This window comes from Flavipsychrobacter stenotrophus, from assembly GCF_002954265.1.
GTDB classification, from domain to species: Bacteria; Bacteroidota; Bacteroidia; order Chitinophagales; family Chitinophagaceae; genus Flavipsychrobacter; species Flavipsychrobacter stenotrophus.
This window is the reverse complement of the sequence record NZ_PPSL01000005.1, coordinates 367,901-391,324: the sequence shown is the minus strand read 5'-3', so window position 1 is coordinate 391,324 and position 23,424 is coordinate 367,901. Positions and strand designations below refer to the sequence as shown.

Below are 23,424 nucleotides of genomic sequence, written 5' to 3'. Positions count from 1 at the left end.
TTGACTGTAGTACTTTGGTCGAAATTTTTAGGCTATGAATTCTTTTCCGCGTATTTTTTTGGTATTGTTTATTGCTCTTATCTCGTGTGGTACAGCACGCAAGAAGTCTACTATTACAATGACCAGTGTCAACTACGATAAAAAGTCGGATAAGACCACCTACATGGTCTTTCCCTACGGTAGTGTGACAATGAAGGGTAAGTGGAGGGAAGGTGCGTACAACCATCCGAGCAGACAGCAATATTTCAGAAGGGCCGATTCCCTGCGGTTGGGTGTAGCGATAGGCTCAGCGCGAAAACTGGAATTTTATAAGGAGGGGATGAGTGGGGCTACATTCTCGAATGCTTATTGTGAATGGGAGACAAAATACATGAAGGAAAGCCTGCACCAGAAAACAGAATTAATAAAGACAGATAACACCCATGGCTACACCATATGGCGTGCTTACAGCGATTCTGTGAATATAGTTCAATTATGCGCGGCGTCGAAGTGTGCTTGCAATGAACCTGCATTTAAAACCCTTACCATAAATACCTGGAAAATGACCACGCAACAAGTAGTACAACTCCTAGAGGAGATTTATGCCACGGAATAGATCAAATCCAGTTGTTGGGTCTATTTTTCATAACACACCTGCGCATAGCCAACAACGCCCGGCATAGGAGGATTCAGTTTTCTTACGGCAACTCTTACTGTAATAGACACGGGGAAAAGTTCCTTTAAAGCACTGTGAATATTGTATACAAATGATTCCAGCAACTGCCCTTCTTTATTGAATATCTTAGTTACGGTCTGTTGTATCAAGGTATAGTCGGCAAAGGGCCATGGCTGGGCATCAGGCAGGTTCACGTCTACATCCACCTCAAATGAATTGCCCAATATGTGCTCCTGCGGATAGAGTCCGTGTGGGGCAAGAAGTTTTATAGAATCGAGGGAAACGGTTAACATAGTCGTGATTTGTAAGTCGTAAGTAATAAGTCCGTCTGATAATTGCTTTGTAATGGTGCAGGTTTAATTAGTTGCAAGTGGTAAGTCACAATTGTTTCCTTCGGAAACTTACGACTTATGACTTACCACCTACGACTCACTTACACCACTTATTCAATTGATTTACTGTTGCTGCCATATCTTTTGGTAATGGTGCATCGGCTGTAATCAGTTTGCCGGCCACGGTTTCAAATTCAAGCCTGTAGGCGTGCAGCGCTACGCGGTTCAGCAAAGGTCTTTCTTCTTCCTCATGCTTGGCCATGTTGTAACGACGCTTGATGGTAGATACATAAAATGGTTTGCCATCGCCATACAATTCATCGCATACCAGCGGGTGACCGAGGTACTGCATGTGTACTCTTATCTGGTGGGTACGGCCGGTATGGATCTGAAACTGCATGAGGGCATATAACGGCCATTGTTCAGAAACGCGATAATCGGTAACAGACATTTTGCCTTCTTTTCTCGATACTATCATTTTACCATACACCGCGGGGTGCTCGGCAATGAGGTTCTCTATACGTCCTTCTTCGGGCACTACTATGCCGGTAACCAGGCCTGCATAAAATTTACTTACCTCTCGTTCCATAAATATGGTAGAGAGGTACTTGTGTGCGGCTTCGTTTTTAGCAAAACAAATAACGCCACTTGTGTCTTTATCTAACCGATGCGCTACCCATATGCGTTGATCATATTTGGCTTCCAGCATTTTGTTGAGACTAGGTAGTGTAGCATCAAAACGATCTGGAATCACCAATAGTCCTGATGGTTTATTTACAATTATGAGGTCGTCGTCTTCGTAGAGTATTTCTAGTTTCATTATTCAGTTTCTTTATGATAAATATGCGGCGAGGCAAATGTCTTCCTGCCTGCGCATTTCTTGTTTGTCGGCTGCTGTTTTGTCGGTATAACCGCACAAATGGAGCGCACCATGAAATATTACCCTGTGCAGTTCATTGAGATAACTTACTCCAAATTTGGCTGCATTTTCCTTTACTCGGTCTACACTTATGTATATCTCACCAACCAGTTCTGCATCAGTTTCACTTAGATCGAAAGTGATGATATCTGTAAGCGTGTCGTGGTTAAGGAACTGCTTGTTAATGGTCAGCAGGTATTCATCGTTGCAGCAGATGTAATTGAGCTTTACTTTCTTAATGCCTTCCAGGTGGGTATCTACGAGCGTGTCAAGGTAGGCAGAAAGCTTACGCTTATCCTTTAATCCTGATGTTACTTCATTGTCCTGGAAAGTTGCCGGCATTTATTAAAAATTTCGGCAAAGGTCGTGATTTTTGAGTTAATAGGTAGTTATGACCAATACATACCCACTTTGAGGATCTTGACTTTGGTTTTATTATTACCTATCCTCTTAACATCTGTTTCAGTTTCCAGATGCGGGATGTGTTTTTAGATAATATCAGGTATAGTGCTCTTTTGCCGCCGAAACTGCGATAAAAGCGTTCTACGCCGGGGTCCATGCTGCCTTCCATATCGAAAGTCTTTTGCCCTCTTCGTTTGGCTTCCTTTATGCCATGCCAGAGTAGGAGCGACATTGCTTTGTAGTTGTCCGATTCCGGGTTTTGCCCCAGGCTCAGTGCATAGCTGCACTCGCTATCCCACACCTGCCATACTATGCCATGTATCTTATCGTCTGTTTTGGCAACCCATAGTGCACCTGCGTCATGCTCAATACAGGCATCCAACAGGCGCTGCATATATGCCAGGCTGAAGTGAGCAGATTTACTTTTCCTGGTGAGCATATGCTGGTAATAGCCATAAAGGTCTTTCAAGTGCTCCGGTGAATTGGTAATGGTCATTTCCCCTTCCGCCTGGCGAATATTCTTCCGCAGATTCTCCTTCATATTGGCACGCAGTGTTGCTTCGTCGGCAGTGACATCTATAAGGAATGTTTGCTGTACACTTTGTTGCAGACCACTATTCTTAAACAGGCCTGCCTGCTTTAGTTCTGGTTGTATAGCCAGGCCCCATACCTGCGCATCTTTTACCTGTTTCAGTAATTCGGCAATAGTTTCGTATTCATATCCGTCAATATTAGCTGCCTTTATGTCTTTTGGGAAGAATACTTTGGGGCCAAGGTAAGGTGTGAGTTGCGGATTACGGATAAGGCTTACACCGGGTTTGTTTTCTATGGGGTAAGCCCATACTCCCTGTGTATGGCTGCCTTTTGTTACGATCGCGGCATCCCATTCTGTGCATGACACATCCAACCACCAGTACTGCGAGAATACTGGTATTTCGGGGTGTTGCTCACAAATGGTCTTATATAATGCCTTGTTCAAAACTGAAAACTGAAAACTAAAAATTTAAAACTAAAAACAAATCCCTGTTCCGAAGTAAGTTCAATACGCCCTGCTCTCTAAATCGGAACTATTTACTATGTATTAATTACTAACTACTATCTACTACTTAAACTGCAGCACTTTTGCCGGTTGTATCCTGCGGATATACAAAGCCGGTAGCCAAAGATATATCACAAATACTATGAGGGTAACAATATCTGTCAGTGCCACATGCCACCAAATTACTTTTACGGGCACATACTTCATAAAGTATGTTGCCTCATCAAGCTTAAATATGCTGTAGGTCTTTTGCAGCCAGCAAACAGCTAACGCTAAAATGTTGCCGGCAAGTATGCCAATGGCACTGATAATTGTGCCCACGTTAATAAAAACACGGCCTATACTACCGAATGGCATACCCAACGTTTTTAATAAGCCCACCATGGCAGCCCTGTCTATCATCAGCACCAGTATTACTCCCGAAACGTTGATGAACGCTACAAGCCCCATTATAATAAGGAGTATGATACTGTTCAATGACTGAAATTTCAGCCAGTCGAACAGGCCTGCATTAGATTCTTCGGTAGTAAACGCATCCACGGGTGCATTGACCAGGTTGTAGTGGATAAAGCTGGATACGGTGTCTGCATAGGCCGCATTATCCAGATCTATCTGGTAGGCATTGATACTATCGGCAGTCCAGTTGTTCATATGCTGCAGCAGCCTTATGTCGCACACACCATAGTATTTGTCCACATCTTCCATACCACTGTGGAACATGCCACTTATCCTTACTTTTCGCAGCCGGGGAGTAGAGCCTGCTTCAAAAAATTCCAGCATTATGGTATCTGCTGCCTTTACGTCGAGCAGGTTGGCGGTGCGCTCAGATATCATTATCTGGCGGGAATAAAGCGTGTCGGAGTAGTCTATGCCCTGGCCGGAAAGGCGCACACTTTTAGAAAAGTGATAGTTTTTATCCACCCCCTTCAGCCGTATGCCTTCCATTTTACCATGGCTCTGCAATATCACCGGCCGCTGAGCAAATGGGGTTACAGTGGCTACGTGGGGTATTTTTTTTATCTCAGCAACCAGCTTTTTGTCGTAGTAAATTGGTGGAGTGGTGAGTGCATTTGATTTTAAGGGGTCGAAGTAGGTGACATGAACATTGCCCGAAAAGCTATATAGCTTATCCCTTACCGCATCTCCAAAGCCGGTAGAGACAGCCAGTGAAAGTATCATTACCGCCACACTAAGTGCAGTAGCCACCACCGCCAGCCTTATAATAAAGGAGAAGGTGCCCGTTTGCCGAACAAGATACCGGCGCGCTATGAAAAATGATAAATTCAAAGTGGCGTAAAAGTAAGTGATTTTGTCGTTAGGCAATGAGTACGAGGTTGCGCTTGAATTTTGGTTATTTTTACTTCCTATTATTGCTGTTTATGAACTATTCTTTCCTGGTCGCGGTTTGCATGCTGGTTTCTTTTTCAGCCTTGGGTGGAGAGGGGAACACACTTTATTACAATAATAAGTGGTTGTCATGCGAGCAAAACGAAGCTGCTTACCTGCGCTCATTTACAAAAGACTCAAAAGGGTATAATGTCACAGCACTTACTGTTGGCGGCAAACTACTGATGACAGGGCATGTGTCGACCATAAAGTGGACGAGCAGAAAGGTGTATGAAAATCAGCGTAACGGAAAATTTGTGTATTACAGCGCAGATGGGCAGAAAATAAAAGAGGGTGTGTATGAAAATGGAGTAAGTGAAGGCAAGTGGCTGATGTACTTGCCCGGAGATACTAAAAAAGTAGAGGAGAACTATTATAATGAAGGGGAATTAGACTCTTCAAAATCGATTGAAATAGAAACAGGGCGTGTGATTTATGCTACTTATAAGGGTAGATTGGACGGGGAAAAGAAGAACATGAGTTTTGAATATTACCCCAGTGGTAGTATAAAAAAGATGTTCATGTCTGACGGCAAAATGACGACCACCCAATGTATGGACGAAAAAGGGACCGTTATTCCGTGCGACACTGTAATAAAGCCATCTGGTGATTCGATCGTTGAAGAGCTGCCGGTCCCTCCCTCCAGTATTATGAGATTTTTATCTCAAAATGTGATCTACCCTGAATCTGCGAGAAGTGCAAATAAGCATGGCAGATCGTTAATTTCATTTGTAGTGATGGAAGATGGCAGCCTTGCAGGCATAAAGCCCGTGAATACAGTGTGCCCTGAGATAGACGAGGAAGCGATGAGGGTGATTACGCTGCTGCCCAAATTCAAACCCGGCATGCAAAATGGCAAAGTTGTAAAGGTCTTGTATACCCAGCCATTGATGTTTAAGTTGCAATAGTTGTTTGCTGTTTTCCAACATCTTTTTTATTTGATTTGCCGTATATGATGGTGGCGGAACGATTTTTATTGCGTTCTTGCTTATATATAACAAAACAAATAAATTTTACTTCTTACCTTTCAACAATATGCCTTCATTAGCCGCCATTGCAACGATAGATTTTCCTTCAAAGATAGACCAGGATGAAGTAAAGAAATATGCCCGTCAGCTGTTTGAACCATCATTTCCGGCGGTAGGCCGCCTAATTAGCATATTTGATAATACCGAGATCAAGACGCGCAATTTCTGTAGGCCGCTTGATTACTATGCTACCTTGAAAGATTTTAAGGAAAATAACTACGAATATGTACGCACATCGCTGGAATACTCGGTGATAGCAATAGAACATTGTCTGGCAGATGCGCGGCTAAAAGGGGAAGATATTACCGATATCATCTTCGTTTCTACTACCGGCCTGGCTACGCCCAGCCTTGATGCCCTGATCATTAATAAAATGCGGTTGAACCAATATGCCAACCGTATACCTGTTTTCGGACTGGGATGTGGTGGTGGTGTGTCAGGCTATGCCAGAGCCAATTTGATAGCCAAAGCCAATCCAGCGGCGGTCGTGCTGTTGGTGTGTGTAGAGCTATGCTCGCTCACCTTTTTACGAAACGATTTCAGCAAGAGCAATTTTGTGGCATCCAGCCTGTTTGCCGATGGAGTAGTAGCGTGCATTGTAAAAGGAGATGGCCATGAACCTCCCGCTAAAAAGAACATATCTTTCGTGGCATCGCAGAGCAAACTGTACTACGATTCGCTGGAAGTGATGGGTTGGGAATTTATGGATGAAGGTTTTAAGGTGTTGTTTTCAGAAGACATCCCTACGATCATCAGAGATAATATTTACCGCGATGTGGTGCATTTCTTATCGAAACACGAAGTGATGATCGGCGACATTAAGAACTTTATTTTCCACCCGGGTGGGAAGAAGATACTTACGGCCTATGCCGAAACGCTACCTGTGGAGGGAGACTTCCTGGCTAATACCCGGCAGGTGATGAATGAGAATGGCAATATGTCGAGCGCAACCGTGTTATATGTAATGGACAAGTTCTTTAAAGATGGATTTGAAGACGGGCCGGGCCTTATGGTGTCCCTGGGGCCGGGTTTTAGCAGCGAGATGGTATTATTAAATATGAGCAACAGCTAGTCTATGTCTTTCTTACTATTCATATCATTTGTAGTTTTTCAGCGACTGCTGGAGCTGGTGGTTGCGCGCAGCAATGAAAAATGGGCGCGCGCACAGGGGGCGGTGGAATATGGTAAAGAGCATTACCCGCTGATAGTGGCGCTACATACCGCATTCCTTATATCTATGATCGCAGAGTACTATTTGTCTCCGGTCACTTACTTGTTCAATCCTACTTTTCTTTTTGTTTTCCTTGGGCTCATCTGTCTGAAAATATGGGTCATAGCCTCACTGGGCAAATACTGGAATACCAAAATACTGCGCATACCCAATGTGCAGCTGGTGAGCAAAGGGCCATATAAATATGTAAAGCATCCCAACTATATAATTGTCGTAGCCGAGATAGCCGTAATCCCATTGGTATTTCACTTGTCTTTTACGGCTATGATCTTCTCCCTGCTGAATGCAGCTATGCTGTTTGTAAGGATAAGGGTGGAGAATAGGGCGTTGAAGGGGTGAGGAGATAAATTTGATAATAATTCTCTATAAATTATACAAATAACTTGTTTTTGTATTTCTTTACATGCATATAGTAAAAGTCCTAAAAAAACCAATGCATTTATGAAATACATTAATAGGGTCATTATAACTAAATTCAGGTCTTTTGGTACAAATGAAACTATAGATTGCTCAGACTTAAATATATTTTCTGGGGGAAATGACAGCGGGAAGTCCAACATATTAAAGGCTTTAAATCTTTTTTTTAACAGCGAAACAGACTTTAATGTTAAATATAATAGTGAGAGAGACTTCAACAAATGGTATAGAGACAATAATGAAAGAGGTGAAAGAAATATATCAATTAAGTTGTTCTTTTCCAAAGGCAATTTTTATGATAAAGGTGGTATCAACGACGGGTTTATAGCTGAAAGAGTTTTTTATACAAACGGCGGCTCAGACTTTAATTTTAGTGATTTACTTGGGAAAGAAATTAGCACTACCGGAATCAAGCGGGCAAATGCTATTGTAAGTGAAAAAATCCAGTACATATACATACCCGCTATAAGAGATCTTAATTTTCGCGAAGCAGTTCAGCGAAAAATTCAATCTGTCGCAGATTCAAGTGACGGTAGAGGAAAAAACTCTTCATTAAAAGATGCTTTGAATGCTGTTTCGATAGGAATAAAAGATGAACTGAAGGAACTTAATCAATATGTCCTAGATGTTATGGGGATTGAGGTCGAGCCAACAGTAAATTTTACAACCTTACTGGAATCTCTTTCTTTTGATACAAGTGAAAAGATAAAAATCACAAAGAGAAAGAGTAAGAACCTCGAAACGCAATCTGTGGCATTGAATAGCAGAGGCGACGGTATTCAAATGCATTTTTTTCTTTCCTGTTATGGTACATTGCTAAAAAGGATAAGAAGCACTTGTACATATGGGGTTATTAAGAACCGGAAATCGCATTTGAATTAAAACGACAGTTTGAGATTTATAAGACATATAAAGATGAATTCAGTAAAGTAGCTCAGATTTTTCTTACAACCCATTCACCTGCGTTTGCGATGAATGAAAATGACGATAGAAATAGAATATATAGAGTAAGCTACGAAATCGATAAGAAAAATAACAAGAACCGTTATCTCTCAAAAGTATATTCATTAGGGGATTATTATGAGGGACTATTTGCAAAGTTAGAGAGCAGCGATAACACTGTGCAGCGTGCAGAATTGGAACGAGATATTTGGGGGATCAACCTTCAAAATATTTCTAAGCTATTAGGCACGCAATTCAATAAAATTATAGGGGCAAGACATATTTCCGAGCAACAGCTATCTTTTCTTAAAGATGAGCTAATATTTCAAAAAACGGAGCACGATAAGACTCTTACTATTTTGGATGCTACAGAAAAGAAATTGGACACCTTATATCCCGATAAAATATTCATATGTGAAGATGAGAAAGGAATTGAATTGTGGAGAGAATTATTAGAAAAATTCGAAATCAAAGATGTAACGGTTTTTTCTTCATATGGCTGCACTATTGATGACGTAGAAAAAGTACTCTTGCATAAAATGAAAGAAAAGAACGGATATTCCCCGATTATCTACAGAGAGTTGGATAGAGATGGATTTATGCAAAATCAAATTGATATTATTGAACATATAAAATCAAATAAGTTTAAGCAATTCAAAAAATACAAAGTGAAATTTCTACCGGTAAATGAAATTGAAAATTTTGCCGTGTTAATGGATACATTCTTCGATAATGAACTTCTAAAAAAATTTGAAAACTACTCAGTTTTAGTAGAAAAATTCAGGGCGACAGTTGATGCAAATCTTATTGTTGCAATGAAATTATGCACTAAGGATATTCCAAATTATAAGGGTATTACAAATTATACTGTAGATAAGCAAAAAGATGAATTTAAGCCTAAAAAAGCAGTCGAGATGAAACAAACCGCAGAGAAAGATATGGTTAGACTCTATCCCGGAAAAGATATAAAGAAATTAAAAAGCAATTTTAACGTCGACAAATTGCTGCGAGAATCTGACTTAACGGCATTGCCTAATGAATTGACAGATTATCTTTCAGACGTAAAAACTTTTTTCGAAAATTAACCTTCAAGTGTTCCTGATTTTCACATTACCCAATTTTCATATTATTTGATAAATTTCCTTATCTTTGCCGTCCTTTAAAAAAACAAAAGGGAAAATTTATTTTGGAAGAGCAAAACATTAATTTGGAAACCGCCGGAACTACGCCAGAAAGCGTTGAGTCCGTACAAACAACTGATACTGCAGCTCAAGAAGCTCCGGTAACAGCAGAAACACCAGCAGTAGAAGCAACAACTGAAGTAGAAGTAGCTACAGAAGAAGCTCCTGCAGCAGAACAAGCACATGTACGCGCGCCTCGCCGTTATTATGAAGAAGCATCAACAACTTCTCATGATGATTTCGACTGGAGCGTAGACAAGCGCAATGTAGCATCATATGCCAAGAACGACCGTGAAAAGTTTGAAATGGTTTATGACAGCACGTTTAAAGCCATCACAGAGAACGAACTGATGAATGGTACAGTAGAAGGCCTGACAAAAACTGATGTTATCATTAACATTGGCTTTAAATCAGATGGCCTTATATCACTTAATGAATTCCGCGACACACCTGGCGTTAAGATAGGTGATATCGTAGAAGTAATGGTGGTAGAAAAAGAAGACCGTGAAGGTCACCTGCATTTGAGCCGTAAGCTGGCTCGCGCAGCACGTTCATGGCAGCAGATCGTTGACTTCTACAAGACAGGCGAAGTGGTTACAGGTACTATTACCTCTAAGACTAAGGGTGGTTTGATCGTAGATGTTCATGGTTTGGAAACATTCTTGCCAGGTTCACAGATCGACGTTAAGCCGGTTACTGATTACGATCAGTATGTTGGTAAGACAATGGACTTCAAGGTTGTTAAAATCAATGAAACAATCCGCAACGCGGTGGTTTCTCATAAAGCACTCATTGAGAGCGATATTGAGCAGCAGCGCAGCGTGATCATCGGCCAGCTAGAAAAGGGTCAGGTACTGGAAGGTACTGTGAAGAATGTTACCGATTTCGGTGCGTTCATCGACCTTGGTGGTGTAGATGGTCTGTTGTATATCACAGATATCAGCTGGGGCCGCGTAACGCACCCGAGCGAAGTGCTGCATAACAGCCAGAAGCTGAATGTGGTAGTTCTTGATTTCGATGATGAGAAGAAGCGTATCAGCCTTGGTCTGAAACAATTGACTCCTCATCCTTGGGATAACTTGCCTGAGAACATTGTAGAAAATGCTCACGTTAAGGGTAAGGTAGTAAACATTGAAGACTATGGCGCGTTCCTTGAGATCATGCCAGGTGTAGAAGGTTTGGTACACGTATCTGAGATCACATGGTCTTCACAGCCTATCAACGCGAAGGAGTTCTTCAAGTTGGGCGAAGAGCATGAAGCAGTAGTTGTAACACTTGACAAGGATGAGCGCAAGATGAGTCTTTCTATCAAGCAGTTGTCTGCTGATCCATGGGAGACTATCGAGAACAAGTTCCCTATCGACAGCCGTCACCCGGGTGTTGTTAAGAACATCACTCCTTATGGCGTGTTCGTAGAGCTGGAAACAGGTATAGGTGGTATGATACACATCAGCGACCTTAGCTGGATCAAGCGTTACAATCACCCAAGTGAGTTCGTTAAGACAGGTGAGAACATAGACGTTATCATCCTGGGTATAGATAAGGAAAACCGCAAGCTTAGCCTTGGCCACAAGCAGCTTGAAGAAGATCCTTGGAATACCTTCGAAACAGTATTCCCTATCGGATCTGTACACGAAGGTAGCGTAACCCGTAAGGACGAAAAGGGTGCTACAGTTCAGTTGCAGTATGGCCTTGAGGCTTACGCTCCTGCACGTCACCTGCGCAAGGAAGATGGTAGCAATGTGGAGGCAGAAGAAACTTTGCCTTTCATGATCATCGAATTCGATCGTAACGACAAGCGTATCCTTGTATCACACTCTAAGGTTTGGGAGCAATCTAAGAACGAAGAGAAAGATGCTGTACGTAAAGAAAACGCGAGCGAAAACGAGAAGACTAAGAAAGCAGTAAAGAATTTGCAGAGCAAGGTTGAAAAACCAACACTTGGCGATCTTGGTGCTCTTGGTGCTATCAAAGACAAGTTGAAGAAAGCTGAAGATGATGCAGCTGCTGAATAAGCAATAGCATTTAGATCAGTTAACTAATAGAGAAAGCCACCTGTTGCAAAACAGGTGGCTTTTTTGATTTGTATATGCACAATGGTAAAATATAGTAATAAAAAATAGTTCAAAAAGATTTTGTGTTATTGAAATCACCACTTATCTTTGCACTCCCTTAGAAACAATAAGGGGTAGTTCTTAAGAAAATGGAAGCATAGCTCAGCTGGTTCAGAGCATCCCGACTACAGTCGGGAGCGTCAGCGGTTCTAAAGACCAAAACAATAAAACGGAAGCATAGCTCAGCTGGTTCAGAGCATCTGCCTTACAAGCAGAGGGTCCGCGGTTCGAACCCGTGTGCTTCCACTCATTACCCTTTATGGGTTTAGTTCTTTTTAATTTTCGGAAGCATAGCTCAGCTGGTTCAGAGCATCTGCCTTACAAGCAGAGGGTCCGCGGTTCGAACCCGTGTGCTTCCACTAAAGCCTTACACATTGTGTAAGGCTTTTTTCATTTATGGAATTTACAGTTTACATTTTGTATTCGTTTAAGACAGATAAGTATTACATCGGCCACACAGGAAATATGGACGATAGACTAATGCGACATAACGGGGGACGAAGTACAGCTACTAAGAGCGGTGTGCCATGGCTATTGAAATACACCGAAAAGTATGCTTCCAAAACTGATGCATACCGTCGTGAAATGGAAATCAAAGCGTGGAAGAGCAGGAAAATGATCGAATCATTAATATTTAAGCATAGCTCAGCTGGTTCAGAGCATCCCGACCATTAGTCGGGAGGGTCCGCGGTTCGAACCCGCCCCGAGAAGGTCGGGGCAAGTTGTGCTTCCACTAAAGCCTTACACATTGTGTAAGGCTTTTTTCATTTTATGGAATTTTCTTTGAATTGTTGTAAATGTTTGGTCAAGGTGTCTACTGAAATGCCCAGTTTATTCTGCCTGAGATCTGGACGTTTAATATTATCTTTAGTCTAAAGTGCCTCTATGTCTCAACGCAGCAAAATCATCTATACGTCTTCTGTACTTATTTGTTTCTTGCTGCTCACATTGGCATCTCGTTATTTTGATATCATGAAGGAACACCCTTCATTTTTGATTATTGCCATTATCCTCATTATCTCTGTTCACAACATCATTTTCAAGGCAATAAAAATATAGGGTAAGCTTTAGTATTTGCATCCACCCCGCTCAAACAATTCCTATGATCAAAACTACCGGATATTTAATTGTTCTATCATTGGTCCTTTTGACCAGTTGCAACCAAACGCAAAAGGTAAATTGCATTAACAGGCCAGACGTATACCTTATGCTGGGTACAGGAGACACCTCTGTAAAGATGGCGTACACAGCGCTTACACTCTCCGCATACAAGTCCGGAACAAACTTTACAACTCTCGATTCTCTAGTGCTGAATACAGGAGGTACTGATACATTTAAGCAAAGCCTTATTCGCATAGGCGCTCCTTACCTGAGTGCTGTATTCGATGAGCGCGACTGGATAATAACCTTCTATCCTTCTGGTAAACAATTCAAGATCCGTAATATTACAAGGCATCCGAAAACTGAAAAAATGGCTAATGATAAAGTGATGGACGGGGTAAAATGTATCAATGGGTTCTCTTATTACATTAATGATTCCCTTGTCAATGTGCCTGCTCAGGATGTGATCTACCAGCTTGCAGCCGAGGAGGATATTTTTATTCTGTATAGATAACTCTTTTACTATTCCTCAAACATCAACTTCCTGTTGGCAATATCACGTGCCATGTAATGTGTAAGAAATGACTTTTGAGCATCCAGCTTTGCTATAAAGTCTGTTCTCAGTTTTTCATAGTCGCCTAATACTTTAGCGTCAATATTGCCTTCCATTCTTACATCAGCTATTTTTGCGAGTGCCAGCGTTAATTGCTTTTCTGTAGAGTCCAGCATAGCCAGTATGGCATTGTCGGGTTTAGCAGGAATGAACTGATGATTGCGGTATGTAATAAACGTATTGAGGAATTGCACAGCCTTGTTAAATTCATTTACCGATGCGTTGTATTTCTGGGAGTTGATGTACGCAAGATTCATCTTCGTTCGATTGTATTCGTCGGTGATCATAGACGATGTCAGCCCGCTACTTTCCATTCTGCATGCAAGCGCCAATAGTCTTTGCTCTTCGGTCTGGTGTTGCCAGGTTGCTATGGAATCTTCAAAGTTGAAAATTACTTTGTATGTACCTTCAGTAACCATACTGTCTAAAAGATCCTGGTTAGTTATTGGGTATTTCAGCAGCTCCCACATCGGGTCGAAAGGCATGTGGGTAGCTATCATTTTATAAGGATCTACTTTATAAAATGCGTCATTGATCTTCCGTACAAACTTGCCGTCTTGTACATAACCCGATGCCCATGTAGGGTCATATAGCTGCCACTTGCCATCCACTTTTGCACAGCACCAGGCATGGGGAAGAACGCTGGCTGATCCGTTCTTGCGGGTGCAGCCTGTAACAACATAAGATGTTATGCCCATGGTGTTGCACACCTCATTAAATACCAGTGCATAGTGTTCGCAAACGCTACTGTGCGTGGCTAGTGCCTTGCTTATCTTACTCTGGGGTGTTTGTTTGATGTCCTGCTTAACCATATTAGGCACATCGTAGCTGAATGTGGAGGCTACCCATATAAAGGCGGCACGCACTTTTTCTTCATCTGTAGCGAAGTGAACATTGATATATTTAGCTATGCCCGTTATAGTTTTAGTAGAAGCTGCCGGTATGGCTAAAGCAATGCTATCCGCAGCCCTGTCTGGCAATACCGGTTGGGCAAAAGAAGTATGCAGCATAAAAATTAATAGTAATGTAGCGCGTATGCATTTCATTAATTGTAAAAATAAGAAGAACATCTGATTGGGGCTTTAAGCAGGTACCCAAAATGTAATAAGGAAAAAAAGTGCCCGACAGTATCAATGCGGGCACTTTTTGAACCATGTATGGTTATAGGTTACATCTTAGAGAATATCTGTACACGGCTGCTTTTGCCCGTGAGGGAGAGGTAATATACTCCCAGGGGCAATGCACTTACGTCTACATTGGTGTGTGCATTACTGAGTTGCCGCCTTACGAGCATTTGCCCAATTGCATTAGTAATGGTATATGCGCTGTATACTTCAGTGTTTGTTTCTATTGTCAGTTCACTACCCGCCGGATTGGGGAATATCCTGGTATTGTCGGTATGATATTCAACATTAACCACCGATACCTGCGACGCCTCATAATTATACCTGCCTATAAACATAGCGCCATATGCATTGGGTGCAAGAGTAAGCGTATCGTGAGCTATATAGAAGGGAGAAGATAAAAAATCGGCGCAGATATACAGGTTGTTATTGTTGTCTACTGCCAGACCACTATTGTCATTACCACCATCATTAATAAACGTACTGTCTGTAAAATTACCTGCAGTGTCGAACCTGAAGATATACATTGGGTGGCCCCATGCCGGGTATGTAGACGCACCACCTACCCATACATTACCCGACAAGTCGGTTGTTACTGCCCATGCCTGCACATATTTATCGTTCACTACACTGGTAGCCCAGCGTGTAGCACCGTTCATATTATAACTGGCCACGTACATATGCACTATTGCCGAGTTGTTGTCGGGCAGCGAATCATTATTAAAAATAATATTGCCCGTATATCCTCCCGTCAGGTATACATTCTCGTAATTATCCAGGGTCATTGAGTTGAGGAACTTTACACTACGTGTTGGTATGTCTCTCGCCCATACCGAGTTGCCTGATGTGTTGTACTTGGCTATAAAGAGGTGGCTCCGCGTTTCACCGGCAGGTAATGCCAGGGTTGCTGCATCTAATTGCAGGGTGGGCGACTTATAGTCTCCGCCAATATAGATATTACCTGAATCGCTAACTGCCATGCCCAGTATGTTATCAGTAGAGTCTCCGTCAATATTCTTTGCCCAGATGTTGTTACCGTTAGAATCCAGCTTGGCCAGGAACATATCGTAGGTGCCATACAGGCCACTGTTAGTAAGGGTAGTGCTCCCTATGGTAACAGCTGGTGAGCGGTATTGCCCGCCTACATATACATTTCCTGCTTTGTCTACACCACCGTAAAATGCAAATGCAGTATCTGCGATTCTTTTGATCCAACGTACTGTGCCGGCAGATGTTATCTTGGCGCAAAAGGCATTCGATGAAATAAGGTTGCTCACCATAGAGTCATTACCGATCACAATATTGCCGGAGCAATGGCCGAAGATATAGATGTTGCTTGCGCTATCAATTGCCAGGGCGTGTATCTGCCCCTGCCTTGATTTTAGCACCCACCTGAAATTGCCGATCGAGTCTGTGCTGGTTACTACCATGCCGCCCCCCGATATACTATAAGGCCCAAAATCGCAATGGATCATATCCCACGGCACAGTAATGGGTACAAGAATACCGGTAGCATAAGTGTTGCCTTTGTGGTCTGCAACTATCAGACCTGCATTCAGAAAGCTGCCTTCCGACTGGCTTGCCGCGCCCCATTTCCAGTCGCGGGCAAACAGATCGGAGGAAATAAAAGAAAGCGCGATAATCGCCGCTATCAATAAGGTTGTCTTTTTCATGATTCAGTATATTTTAAGTGTACTGTAAAATTATGAACCTGTATTGCGGTGGCATTGCGCAATAATACCCTATCTGTAAATAGGTATAAATACCTAATGAAAATGCTGTTGTTTAGGTAATATTACAGCTGAACTGTAGAATCATGTCTGTATTATTAACTGCAAGGCAATATGTGCCGTTTGTGCTTCTCTTTTTGTGCCTTTGCTCACCGGTATTGGCGCAAAACAGTACGGTCACAAAATCAGATACCACAGCGGTAGTAGCATTGCTTCGGGCTGCTCAACAACAGCAAAATCCCGATAGCAGTATTAAGAGACTTGAAGAAGCTGCAAAACTGAGCATTGATAAAAAGTACTACCTGGGTGCGGTGCAGTCGTTGGTAGCTATAGGGTCTAAATACAGCGATATTGGTAAGTATGAGCAGGCTACAGATTATGCTACACGCGCATTGCCCTATGCACAACTTGCAGGTGACGAAAGTCAGCTGGCTTTTACGCATAATCTGTTTGGGGTAATCGCATTAATGCAGGGCAACTACCCAGAGGCATCGGCTGCGTACTTCAAAGCCTTGGGTGAGATACATCATATGGATAGCAATGCCCGGAGGGCTGCTATTACCATATATGGCAATATAGCCAGCCTCAACGGGCGGATGGGACAGAACGATAAAAAGCTATATTACCTGAATAAAGGTGAGGAACTGGCAAGGCAGATACGCATGCCGCGGGAAATAGGCAATACGCTGCTGGCAGGTATACTCATAAACAAGGGTAACTACTACTTGCAGCAAAAGCCCGACAGTGCTGTTTATTACTACATGCAGGTGTTAAATATTGCCGATAGCATGGACGTAAAAAAGAACAATAAAAAACCACGCTTCCAGGCACTTGCACTCACCAACCTTGGCGATGTTTTTGTGCAGAAGGGGGAGTATGAAAAAGCAGCAGCATATTGCATAAAGGCTATAGAATTAGCGAAAGATAAATTTGCTTACATAGCTGTAGCAGCCAAGTTTAGCCTGGCAGAGGCATACCGGAATCTGAAAAAATATCCTGAAGCTGAAGCACTATTGTTATCCACGCTAAATGAGGATGCACTGGCCAGCCGGAAAGATCAACAGGAGCTGGGCTACTTCACTCTTGCTAAATTGTATAAGGATACCAAAGAATACAAGAAGGCATTGGATTGTATGGACACGCTCATTGCGTTGAAGGACACCCTGATGAATGCTGAAAAGGCAAAAGAAATTAACCAACTCGATATCAACTTTAAAACGGCTGAAAAAGATAAGCAAATAGCACTACAGCAAAACAAAATAAACAATCAGCGTATATGGATGGCAATTGCCTGTAGTGGTGTTTTGGTTATACTGTTACTGTCGGTAGGTTTCTACCGGATATCGATGCAGCGGCGACAATTGCAGTCTGAGCAAATAAGGCTGCTGGAGCAGGAGCATAAAATAGAGGTGCTGAAGGCCGCTGTACATAGCGAAGATAATGAGCGCACCCGTATAGCCCGTGAATTGCATGATGGCATAGGTGGAATGCTAAGTGCTGCAATGATGCGGTTTAGCGCTATGGGGGATGACGGTGGGCAGGGAGGCGGAACGCCCGATTATCGTATAGCTATAGACATACTTGGGCAGATGGGCGATGAAATAAGAAAAACTGCACATAATCTTATGCCCGAAGTATTGTTAAAACAAAGCTTGCCCGAGGCATTAAGAGTGTATTGTGATAATATACAGGAAGGTGGTGGGCTGAGAATGGACTTCCAGAGTTACGGGGCTTTCGATAGCCTTTCAGAGAATTTTAAGTTGAACGTATACAGGATAGTGCAGGAGCTGGTAAAGAATATTTTGCAGCATGCAAAAGCCACAGAGGTATTGGTACAACTAATGCTGAATGATAATGTGCTGTCGGTAACAGTTGAGGATAACGGCGTGGGCTTTGATAAGGACAACGTAACAACAGGCATTGGCTTGTATAATTTGCAAACAAGGGTAAGTAGTCTCGACGGGAGGATCATTATACAGTCAGAATATGGCAAGGGAACTTCGGTGTTTATAGAATTTGACCTCCCGCAGGGAAATGAATAATAACAAGAAACAATGACAGAGAAAACTAGCGAGAATATAGGTAGAGTTATAAAAATTGCCATAGCCGATGACCATCCGCTGGTAATAGATGGTTTGCATCATATACTTACACCAGCCACAGGTATTGAGATAGCAGGCAGCTATGCTAATGGAAGGGAATTATTACATGGGCTTACATACATACAGCCTGATGTGCTGTTGCTGGACATACAGATGCCCGGACAAACGGGCGATGAGGTTATCGACCAGATTTTGATCCAATATCCGTCTATAAAGATATTGGCGCTTACCAATCAGGACAATGTCTATTACATAAAGACGATGCTACGCAAAGGGGCAAACGGCTACATATTAAAGACTACGCGAAAGGAGATATTGCTGGATGCAATAAGAACAGTTTACGCAGGCGAACACTACATTGAACCATTGCTTAAAGACAAGTTGATACGAGATACACTTCAGGCAAAGAAGCAAATATCTGCCGATCCGATTCTTTCGCGCAGGGAGAAAGAAGTAATGCAGTATATAGCTGCCGACCTCACCAGCCAGGAAATAGCTGATAAACTATTTGTAAGCAAGCGCACTGTAGATAATCACAGACTAAGCCTGATGATGAAGCTGGGCGTAAAGAATGCCGCTGCCCTGGTAAAGGTGGCAATACAACTCGGATTGATCGACTAACTAATCCTTCAAAAAACCAAATTTTCCCTGATTATAATCTTCTATAGCCTGGTGTATCTCTGCTTCGGTATTCATTACAAATGGGCCATACCCTACAAATGGTTCGTTCAATGGCTCGCCACTTAGCAGGAGCAATGTAGTTTTGGCATTCGCTTTTATATGTATGTCACCATTTTCGTTTTTCAGCTGCACATAATGATTCTCTGGCGCTGCCGTGTTGTTTATTATTATTGACCCATCTACTACCAATATACCCGTGTTGTAGTTTCCTGGTAGCGTAAATGTAAAATCTGCATTATCATTCAGGTGCATGTCATACATGTGAATAGGGGAGAAAGTGCTGGCAATCCCTTTTACGCCGCTGTATTCACCTGCTACCACATGTATCACTCCCATATTGTTGGGTAGGGTGTGTTTAGGCTTGCTGTTATGGGCAATACTCTGGTATTTAGCCGGTGTCATCTTGTGCGCTTTCGGCAGGTTTATCCAAAGCTGTACCATCTCGAATGCACCGCCATTTTTATTGAAGTTCTTCTCGTGATATTCTTTGTGTAGCACACCACCGCCAGCGGTCATCCACTGTATATTGCCTTTGCCTATTATGCCATGGTTGCCCTTGCTATCATGGTGTTCTACGCCGCCCTTATATGCGAAAGTGATCGTCTCAATGCCTCTATGTGGATGCACGCCCACACCCTGCGAAATGTCTGATGGCGGAAAATTAACTTCAGCATTAAAGTCGAGTAGAAAGAAGGGACTCATGCGCTCTTCAAAACCTTTACCGTTAGGAAAGAAGTTCATCACCTTAAATCCATTGCCCACCATATGGGTATTGGTAGGGGAGAGTACTCCTTCCACTCCACGGTAGCGGCTGTTTACCAGTTTATAGGCAGCATTTACTTTGTTGCCAAATGAACCGGCTACAAACGAAACGATAGTGCCCAGTATGCCTTTCTTTATAAAGTCTTTCCTTTCCATGAGATTACGTCTTTAATACTAAAACAAATGTACGTACATGTATTTTTATTGCAAAAGTGATAAAACCAATACAAGTATATGTTTTTATTATTTCATTCGCCTCTGCATGGAATAATATCTTGTGGAGGTCATTGTACAAAATTGTTGCCTGCTCCCCACTATTTGTGGCACAAAGCAGCAATTTGCACACCAGGCGAATCTGGCACTGTATTTACAACATAAATACAAACCACGTTTAAATCATGGATGCAACTACCGGCAACAGTTTTATAGCAAAGGGATACGGAGCAACAGGCTCTCTTATTGGAGGTAAGACCCTCCAGCCAATGGATATTGAGCGAACCAAGCCTCAACGGGATGAGGTACTTATTGAAGTGCTTTATTGCGGCGTATGCCATTCCGACATTCACCAGGTGAATAATGACTGGAAGAACACAATTTATCCATGTGTGCCGGGCCATGAGGTCATTGGAAGGATAATTGAAATAGGCCCCGAAGTCACCAATCATAAAACAGGCGACATAGTTGGGGTTGGTTGCATGGTAGACAGCTGTCACCATTGTAAGCCTTGCACAAGCGGTGAGGAACAGTATTGCCAGGGACCACATGGTGCTACTATGACCTACAACGGTTATTTGAAGCCGGCGGAAGGATTCAATACATTCGGAGGTTATTCTACTCACCTGGTTGCCAAGGAACATTTTGTATTATCCATACCTCCGTCGCTTGATATTAAAGCAGCGGCACCTATACTCTGTGCAGGTATAACTACTTATTCACCGCTCAAAAAAGCAGGAGTAAAGTTGGGCACCAAGGTGGGTATAGCAGGTATAGGCGGACTAGGCCATATGGCAGTAATGCTTGCAAAGGCAATGGGCGCCTCGGTAACTGCTATTACTACAAAGGAAGAAAAACGCGAAGCGGCACGTGCCTTGGGTGCCGATGATGTACTGATCTCAGGCGACGATGATGCTATGAAGGAACGTGAACTTACATTTGACTTCATTTTAATTACAATACCTTATGCTTTTGATGTAAATCCATATGTGAAGCTACTCAATGTGCACGGCAGCCTTGTAACAGTTGGATTGTTAGGCCCATATAAGGAGGAGACCGATAACAATGAAGTCGCTATGAAGAACAGGTCAATTGGTGGGTCGCTAATAGGGGGTGTCGCAGAAACGCAGGAAGTGCTTAATTTCTGTGCTGCCAACAATGTTCTTCCCCATGTTGAGCTGATCGACATGGAAGACATTAACGACGCGTTCGATAAAATAAAAGATGAAGAGGTTAGATTCCGTTATATAATAGACATGCAATCGCTGAAGTAATACAATTCGATCTACATATCAACAAGTCCGGCAGAGATGTCGGGCTTGTTTTTTGTGGGTAAAACAGGTCAACTTTCAGCAAACTCATCAACATTTCACTTTTTTGCGGTACTTTTCGGGAAATTTAGAATAAGTATGATAACTAATCTGAGCGTTTCTAATTCCCTTGTCTCAGAATGGGTGAGCGATATGCGTAATGTGGATGTGCAAACCGACAGGGCGCGCTTTCGCCGCAACCTGGAGCGCATAGGTGAGGTGACAGCCTATGAGATCAGTAAACTAATGAAGTACAAGCAAATAACGGTGCAAACGCCAATGGCCCAGACCACTTGTTCGGTATTGGAAACGCAGCCTGTAATTGCTACAATACTGCGTGCGGGATTGCCATTATATCAAGGTATGATGAATTTCTTTGATAAGGCAGATTGTGGTTTTATTGGTGCCTATCGCAAACACAATAAAGAGGATGCTTTCAGCATAGAGCAGGAGTATATTACCAGCCCTGCACTTAAAGGGCGTCCATTGATCATTGCAGATCCGATGCTGGCAACCGGCGCTTCGCTTATATTAGCAATACAAGCATTATTGGAGTTCGATCAACCATCTGAAATTCATATAGTTACAGCAATAGCATGCACAGTTGGTGTTGAGGCTGTTGCCGCTAAATTTCCCAATGCACATATATGGGCCGCAGTAATTGACGATGAATTAACACCAAAAGGATATATCGTTCCGGGTCTTGGCGACGCGGGAGATTTATCGTTTGGCAAGAAAAGGCAGGCGTAACCCAACCAAAAGAATTTTGTCTATGTCTTGTTTAGATAGAATAATTGGATTAATTTGCTTCTGTATTTTGGCTTTAGATTAAAATTAACAAAAATGAAAAAATCACTACTCGGGTTAGGTGCTTCGTTAATGCTTGCTGGCAGTGCTTTGGCGCAGGATGTGCATTTTACGCAATACTTTACTTCCCCACTCACTCTGAACCCTGCGCAAACAGGGTTGGTACCCGATGACTTTCGCTTTGCAGCCAATTATCGTAACCAATGGTCTTCGGTATCGTCGACTCCATATATAACAGGTACAGTATCTTATGATATGGCTATGCTTAAGGGTAAATTACCGGAAGGCGATGCATTGGGTATCGGTATGTTGGTATTGTACGATAAGTCGGGTACAGGTGGTTTGCAAAATACTACTGCTGCTCTTTCTTTGGCCTACCACAAAGGTTTTGGCCGCGATAAATTGCAGCACTTGTCTTTTGGTTTGCAGGGGTATCTTGTTCAGAAGCATCTCGATTTCTCAAAACTGACTTTCGAAGATCAGTTTAGTGCATCTACGGGTGGTACGCCATATACAACACACGAAACTTTCACTAACGCCGATCTTTCTTATCCCGATTTCAATGGTGGTCTGATGTATACCGGTAAGGTTTCTGAACATGCATCTGCCTATGCTGGTTTGTCTTATTACCACATGACGCAGCCAGTGGAGACGTTCCTGAATGATAATCACCAGATCCACGCCCGTACTACAGCTTACCTGGGTGGTTCGTTCGATCTGAATGAGAATACTGTTTTGTATGCAAGTGCGTTGTACCAAAGTCAGGCTTCAGCTACAGAAGTTCTGTTAGGTGCGGCGGTAGGATTCGTTATGAATCCGGGTCACGATCTGGACTATCAGCGTAATACTGTTCTTTACCTAGGTGGCTGGTACCGTTACAACGATGCATTGGCTCCTTACATAGCTATAGAATGGTCTAAAATGCGTATTGGGTTAAGCTACGACGTTAACGTATCTACTTTCACTCCTGCTACAAAGGGATTGGGTGCTTACGAAATATCATTGCTTTACTTCGGCGTGATCAACCGTCACGAGCGCGCTCCGGCATACAACTGGTCTTGCCCTAAACTGTACTAATCGTTATCAAAATACATTGACAATATTCAAGAGCCGGTTTCCACAAAAGGAACCGGTTCTTTGTTTTTATGGGCAATTGTGCAATTTTGATCTTGTACACAAAGGGATATACGAGATACTTTGCTGAGGCATTGGCTGAGACATATGTCTGATAAGCGTTACGGATAAGTGGAGCAATATATTTAACACAGCGTTTATTAATATTTTTCTTGGGTCGAAGGTACTTTTTTCGGTACTTTTGCAGATTGCCATTTCTCA

Annotated in this window: 22 protein-coding genes and 2 tRNA genes; 16 read left to right on the top strand and 8 right to left on the bottom strand. The window is 42.6% G+C overall.

Annotated features, from left to right (window positions below; translation table 11 throughout):
- The first annotated feature begins 34 nt into the window (after positions 1-34).
- The gene (locus tag CJD36_RS18360) at positions 35-595 is read left to right on the top strand and encodes a hypothetical protein (RefSeq protein ID WP_105040657.1); all 561 of its coding nucleotides are present in this window, start codon (positions 35-37) and stop codon (positions 593-595) included.
- Positions 596-615: 20 nt separating this feature from the next.
- Here CJD36_RS18360 and CJD36_RS18355 read toward each other — a convergent pair whose 3' ends face one another.
- From CJD36_RS18355 to CJD36_RS18335, 5 genes are all read right to left on the bottom strand, one after another.
- Complete coding sequence (locus CJD36_RS18355) at positions 616-948, bottom strand: dihydroneopterin aldolase (protein WP_105040656.1); 333 nt, start codon at positions 946-948, stop codon at positions 616-618.
- A 136-nt stretch (positions 949-1,084) separates the two neighbouring features.
- On the bottom strand, positions 1,085-1,807 hold the full coding sequence (locus CJD36_RS18350; RefSeq protein WP_105040655.1) for an RluA family pseudouridine synthase: 723 nt from the start codon (positions 1,805-1,807) through the stop codon (positions 1,085-1,087).
- 12 nt (positions 1,808-1,819) lie between these two features.
- Positions 1,820-2,248 carry an rRNA maturation RNase YbeY gene (gene ybeY / locus CJD36_RS18345; protein WP_105040654.1) on the bottom strand — a complete coding sequence of 143 codons (429 nt, stop codon included), beginning with the start codon at positions 2,246-2,248 and terminating at the stop codon, positions 1,820-1,822.
- A gap of 100 nt (positions 2,249-2,348) precedes the next feature.
- Positions 2,349-3,287 (bottom strand): GNAT family N-acetyltransferase, encoded by a 939-nt coding sequence (locus tag CJD36_RS18340; protein WP_105040653.1) that lies wholly within the window; start codon positions 3,285-3,287, stop codon positions 2,349-2,351.
- Between the two features lie 123 nt (positions 3,288-3,410).
- Positions 3,411-4,634 carry an ABC transporter permease gene (locus CJD36_RS18335; RefSeq protein ID WP_105040652.1) on the bottom strand — a complete coding sequence of 408 codons (1,224 nt, stop codon included), beginning with the start codon at positions 4,632-4,634 and terminating at the stop codon, positions 3,411-3,413.
- A gap of 92 nt (positions 4,635-4,726) precedes the next feature.
- Here CJD36_RS18335 and CJD36_RS18330 point away from each other — a divergent pair, with 92 nt between their 5' ends.
- The 10 genes from CJD36_RS18330 to CJD36_RS18285 all read left to right on the top strand — a co-directional run bounded on the left by CJD36_RS18330 (position 4,727) and on the right by CJD36_RS18285 (position 13,261).
- Positions 4,727-5,641 (top strand): energy transducer TonB, encoded by a 915-nt coding sequence (locus tag CJD36_RS18330; RefSeq protein ID WP_161499372.1) that lies wholly within the window; start codon positions 4,727-4,729, stop codon positions 5,639-5,641.
- Between the two features lie 127 nt (positions 5,642-5,768).
- The gene (locus tag CJD36_RS18325) at positions 5,769-6,833 is read left to right on the top strand and encodes a type III polyketide synthase (protein ID WP_105040650.1); all 1,065 of its coding nucleotides are present in this window, start codon (positions 5,769-5,771) and stop codon (positions 6,831-6,833) included.
- Between the two features lie 3 nt (positions 6,834-6,836).
- Positions 6,837-7,331 (top strand): isoprenylcysteine carboxyl methyltransferase family protein, encoded by a 495-nt coding sequence (locus CJD36_RS18320; protein ID WP_105040649.1) that lies wholly within the window; start codon positions 6,837-6,839, stop codon positions 7,329-7,331.
- A 102-nt stretch (positions 7,332-7,433) separates the two neighbouring features.
- On the top strand, positions 7,434-8,291 hold the full coding sequence (locus CJD36_RS18315; RefSeq protein WP_105040648.1) for an ATP-binding protein: 858 nt from the start codon (positions 7,434-7,436) through the stop codon (positions 8,289-8,291).
- 89 nt (positions 8,292-8,380) lie between these two features.
- Positions 8,381-9,436: a hypothetical protein gene (locus CJD36_RS18310; protein ID WP_105040647.1), complete on the top strand. Its 1,056-nt coding sequence runs from the start codon at positions 8,381-8,383 to the stop codon at positions 9,434-9,436.
- Between the two features lie 122 nt (positions 9,437-9,558).
- A complete protein-coding gene (gene rpsA, locus CJD36_RS18305; RefSeq protein WP_105040679.1) occupies positions 9,559-11,547 on the top strand; it encodes a 30S ribosomal protein S1 in 1,989 nt (662 codons plus the stop codon).
- 270 nt (positions 11,548-11,817) lie between these two features.
- Positions 11,818-11,892 (top strand) — tRNA-Val (locus CJD36_RS18300).
- A 38-nt stretch (positions 11,893-11,930) separates the two neighbouring features.
- Positions 11,931-12,005: transfer RNA gene (locus CJD36_RS18295), tRNA-Val, on the top strand.
- 37 nt (positions 12,006-12,042) lie between these two features.
- Complete coding sequence (locus CJD36_RS18290) at positions 12,043-12,321, top strand: GIY-YIG nuclease family protein (RefSeq protein WP_105040646.1); 279 nt, start codon at positions 12,043-12,045, stop codon at positions 12,319-12,321.
- Between the two features lie 427 nt (positions 12,322-12,748).
- The gene (locus CJD36_RS18285) at positions 12,749-13,261 is read left to right on the top strand and encodes a hypothetical protein (RefSeq protein ID WP_105040645.1); all 513 of its coding nucleotides are present in this window, start codon (positions 12,749-12,751) and stop codon (positions 13,259-13,261) included.
- Positions 13,262-13,269: 8 nt separating this feature from the next.
- On the opposite strand, the gene CJD36_RS18280 is transcribed toward CJD36_RS18285, so the two are convergent.
- Together CJD36_RS18280 and CJD36_RS18275 are read right to left on the bottom strand one after the other, a co-directional pair.
- Positions 13,270-14,370, bottom strand: a complete 1,101-nt coding sequence (locus CJD36_RS18280) for a transglutaminase domain-containing protein (RefSeq protein WP_161499371.1) — start codon at positions 14,368-14,370, stop codon at positions 13,270-13,272.
- Positions 14,371-14,528: 158 nt separating this feature from the next.
- The gene (locus CJD36_RS18275) at positions 14,529-16,157 is read right to left on the bottom strand and encodes a T9SS type A sorting domain-containing protein (RefSeq protein WP_105040643.1); all 1,629 of its coding nucleotides are present in this window, start codon (positions 16,155-16,157) and stop codon (positions 14,529-14,531) included.
- Positions 16,158-16,300: 143 nt separating this feature from the next.
- Here CJD36_RS18275 and CJD36_RS18270 point away from each other — a divergent pair, with 143 nt between their 5' ends.
- Positions 16,301-18,256: an ATP-binding protein gene (locus tag CJD36_RS18270; RefSeq protein ID WP_105040642.1), complete on the top strand. Its 1,956-nt coding sequence runs from the start codon at positions 16,301-16,303 to the stop codon at positions 18,254-18,256.
- A gap of 12 nt (positions 18,257-18,268) precedes the next feature.
- Entirely contained in the window at positions 18,269-18,937 is a 669-nt protein-coding gene (locus CJD36_RS18265; RefSeq protein ID WP_105040641.1) for a response regulator, read from the top strand.
- On the opposite strand, the gene CJD36_RS18260 is transcribed toward CJD36_RS18265, so the two are convergent.
- Positions 18,938-19,915, bottom strand: a complete 978-nt coding sequence (locus CJD36_RS18260; RefSeq protein ID WP_105040640.1) for a pirin family protein — start codon at positions 19,913-19,915, stop codon at positions 18,938-18,940.
- 242 nt (positions 19,916-20,157) lie between these two features.
- Here CJD36_RS18260 and CJD36_RS18255 point away from each other — a divergent pair, with 242 nt between their 5' ends.
- The 3 genes from CJD36_RS18255 (at position 20,158) to CJD36_RS18245 (ending at position 23,166) form a co-directional block, all read left to right on the top strand.
- Positions 20,158-21,246 carry an NAD(P)-dependent alcohol dehydrogenase gene (locus tag CJD36_RS18255; protein ID WP_105040639.1) on the top strand — a complete coding sequence of 363 codons (1,089 nt, stop codon included), beginning with the start codon at positions 20,158-20,160 and terminating at the stop codon, positions 21,244-21,246.
- 135 nt (positions 21,247-21,381) lie between these two features.
- Positions 21,382-22,032, top strand: a complete 651-nt coding sequence (gene upp / locus CJD36_RS18250) for a uracil phosphoribosyltransferase (protein ID WP_105040638.1) — start codon at positions 21,382-21,384, stop codon at positions 22,030-22,032.
- Positions 22,033-22,125: 93 nt separating this feature from the next.
- Positions 22,126-23,166 (top strand): PorP/SprF family type IX secretion system membrane protein, encoded by a 1,041-nt coding sequence (locus tag CJD36_RS18245; protein ID WP_105040637.1) that lies wholly within the window; start codon positions 22,126-22,128, stop codon positions 23,164-23,166.
- Positions 23,167-23,424 lie beyond the last annotated feature (258 nt).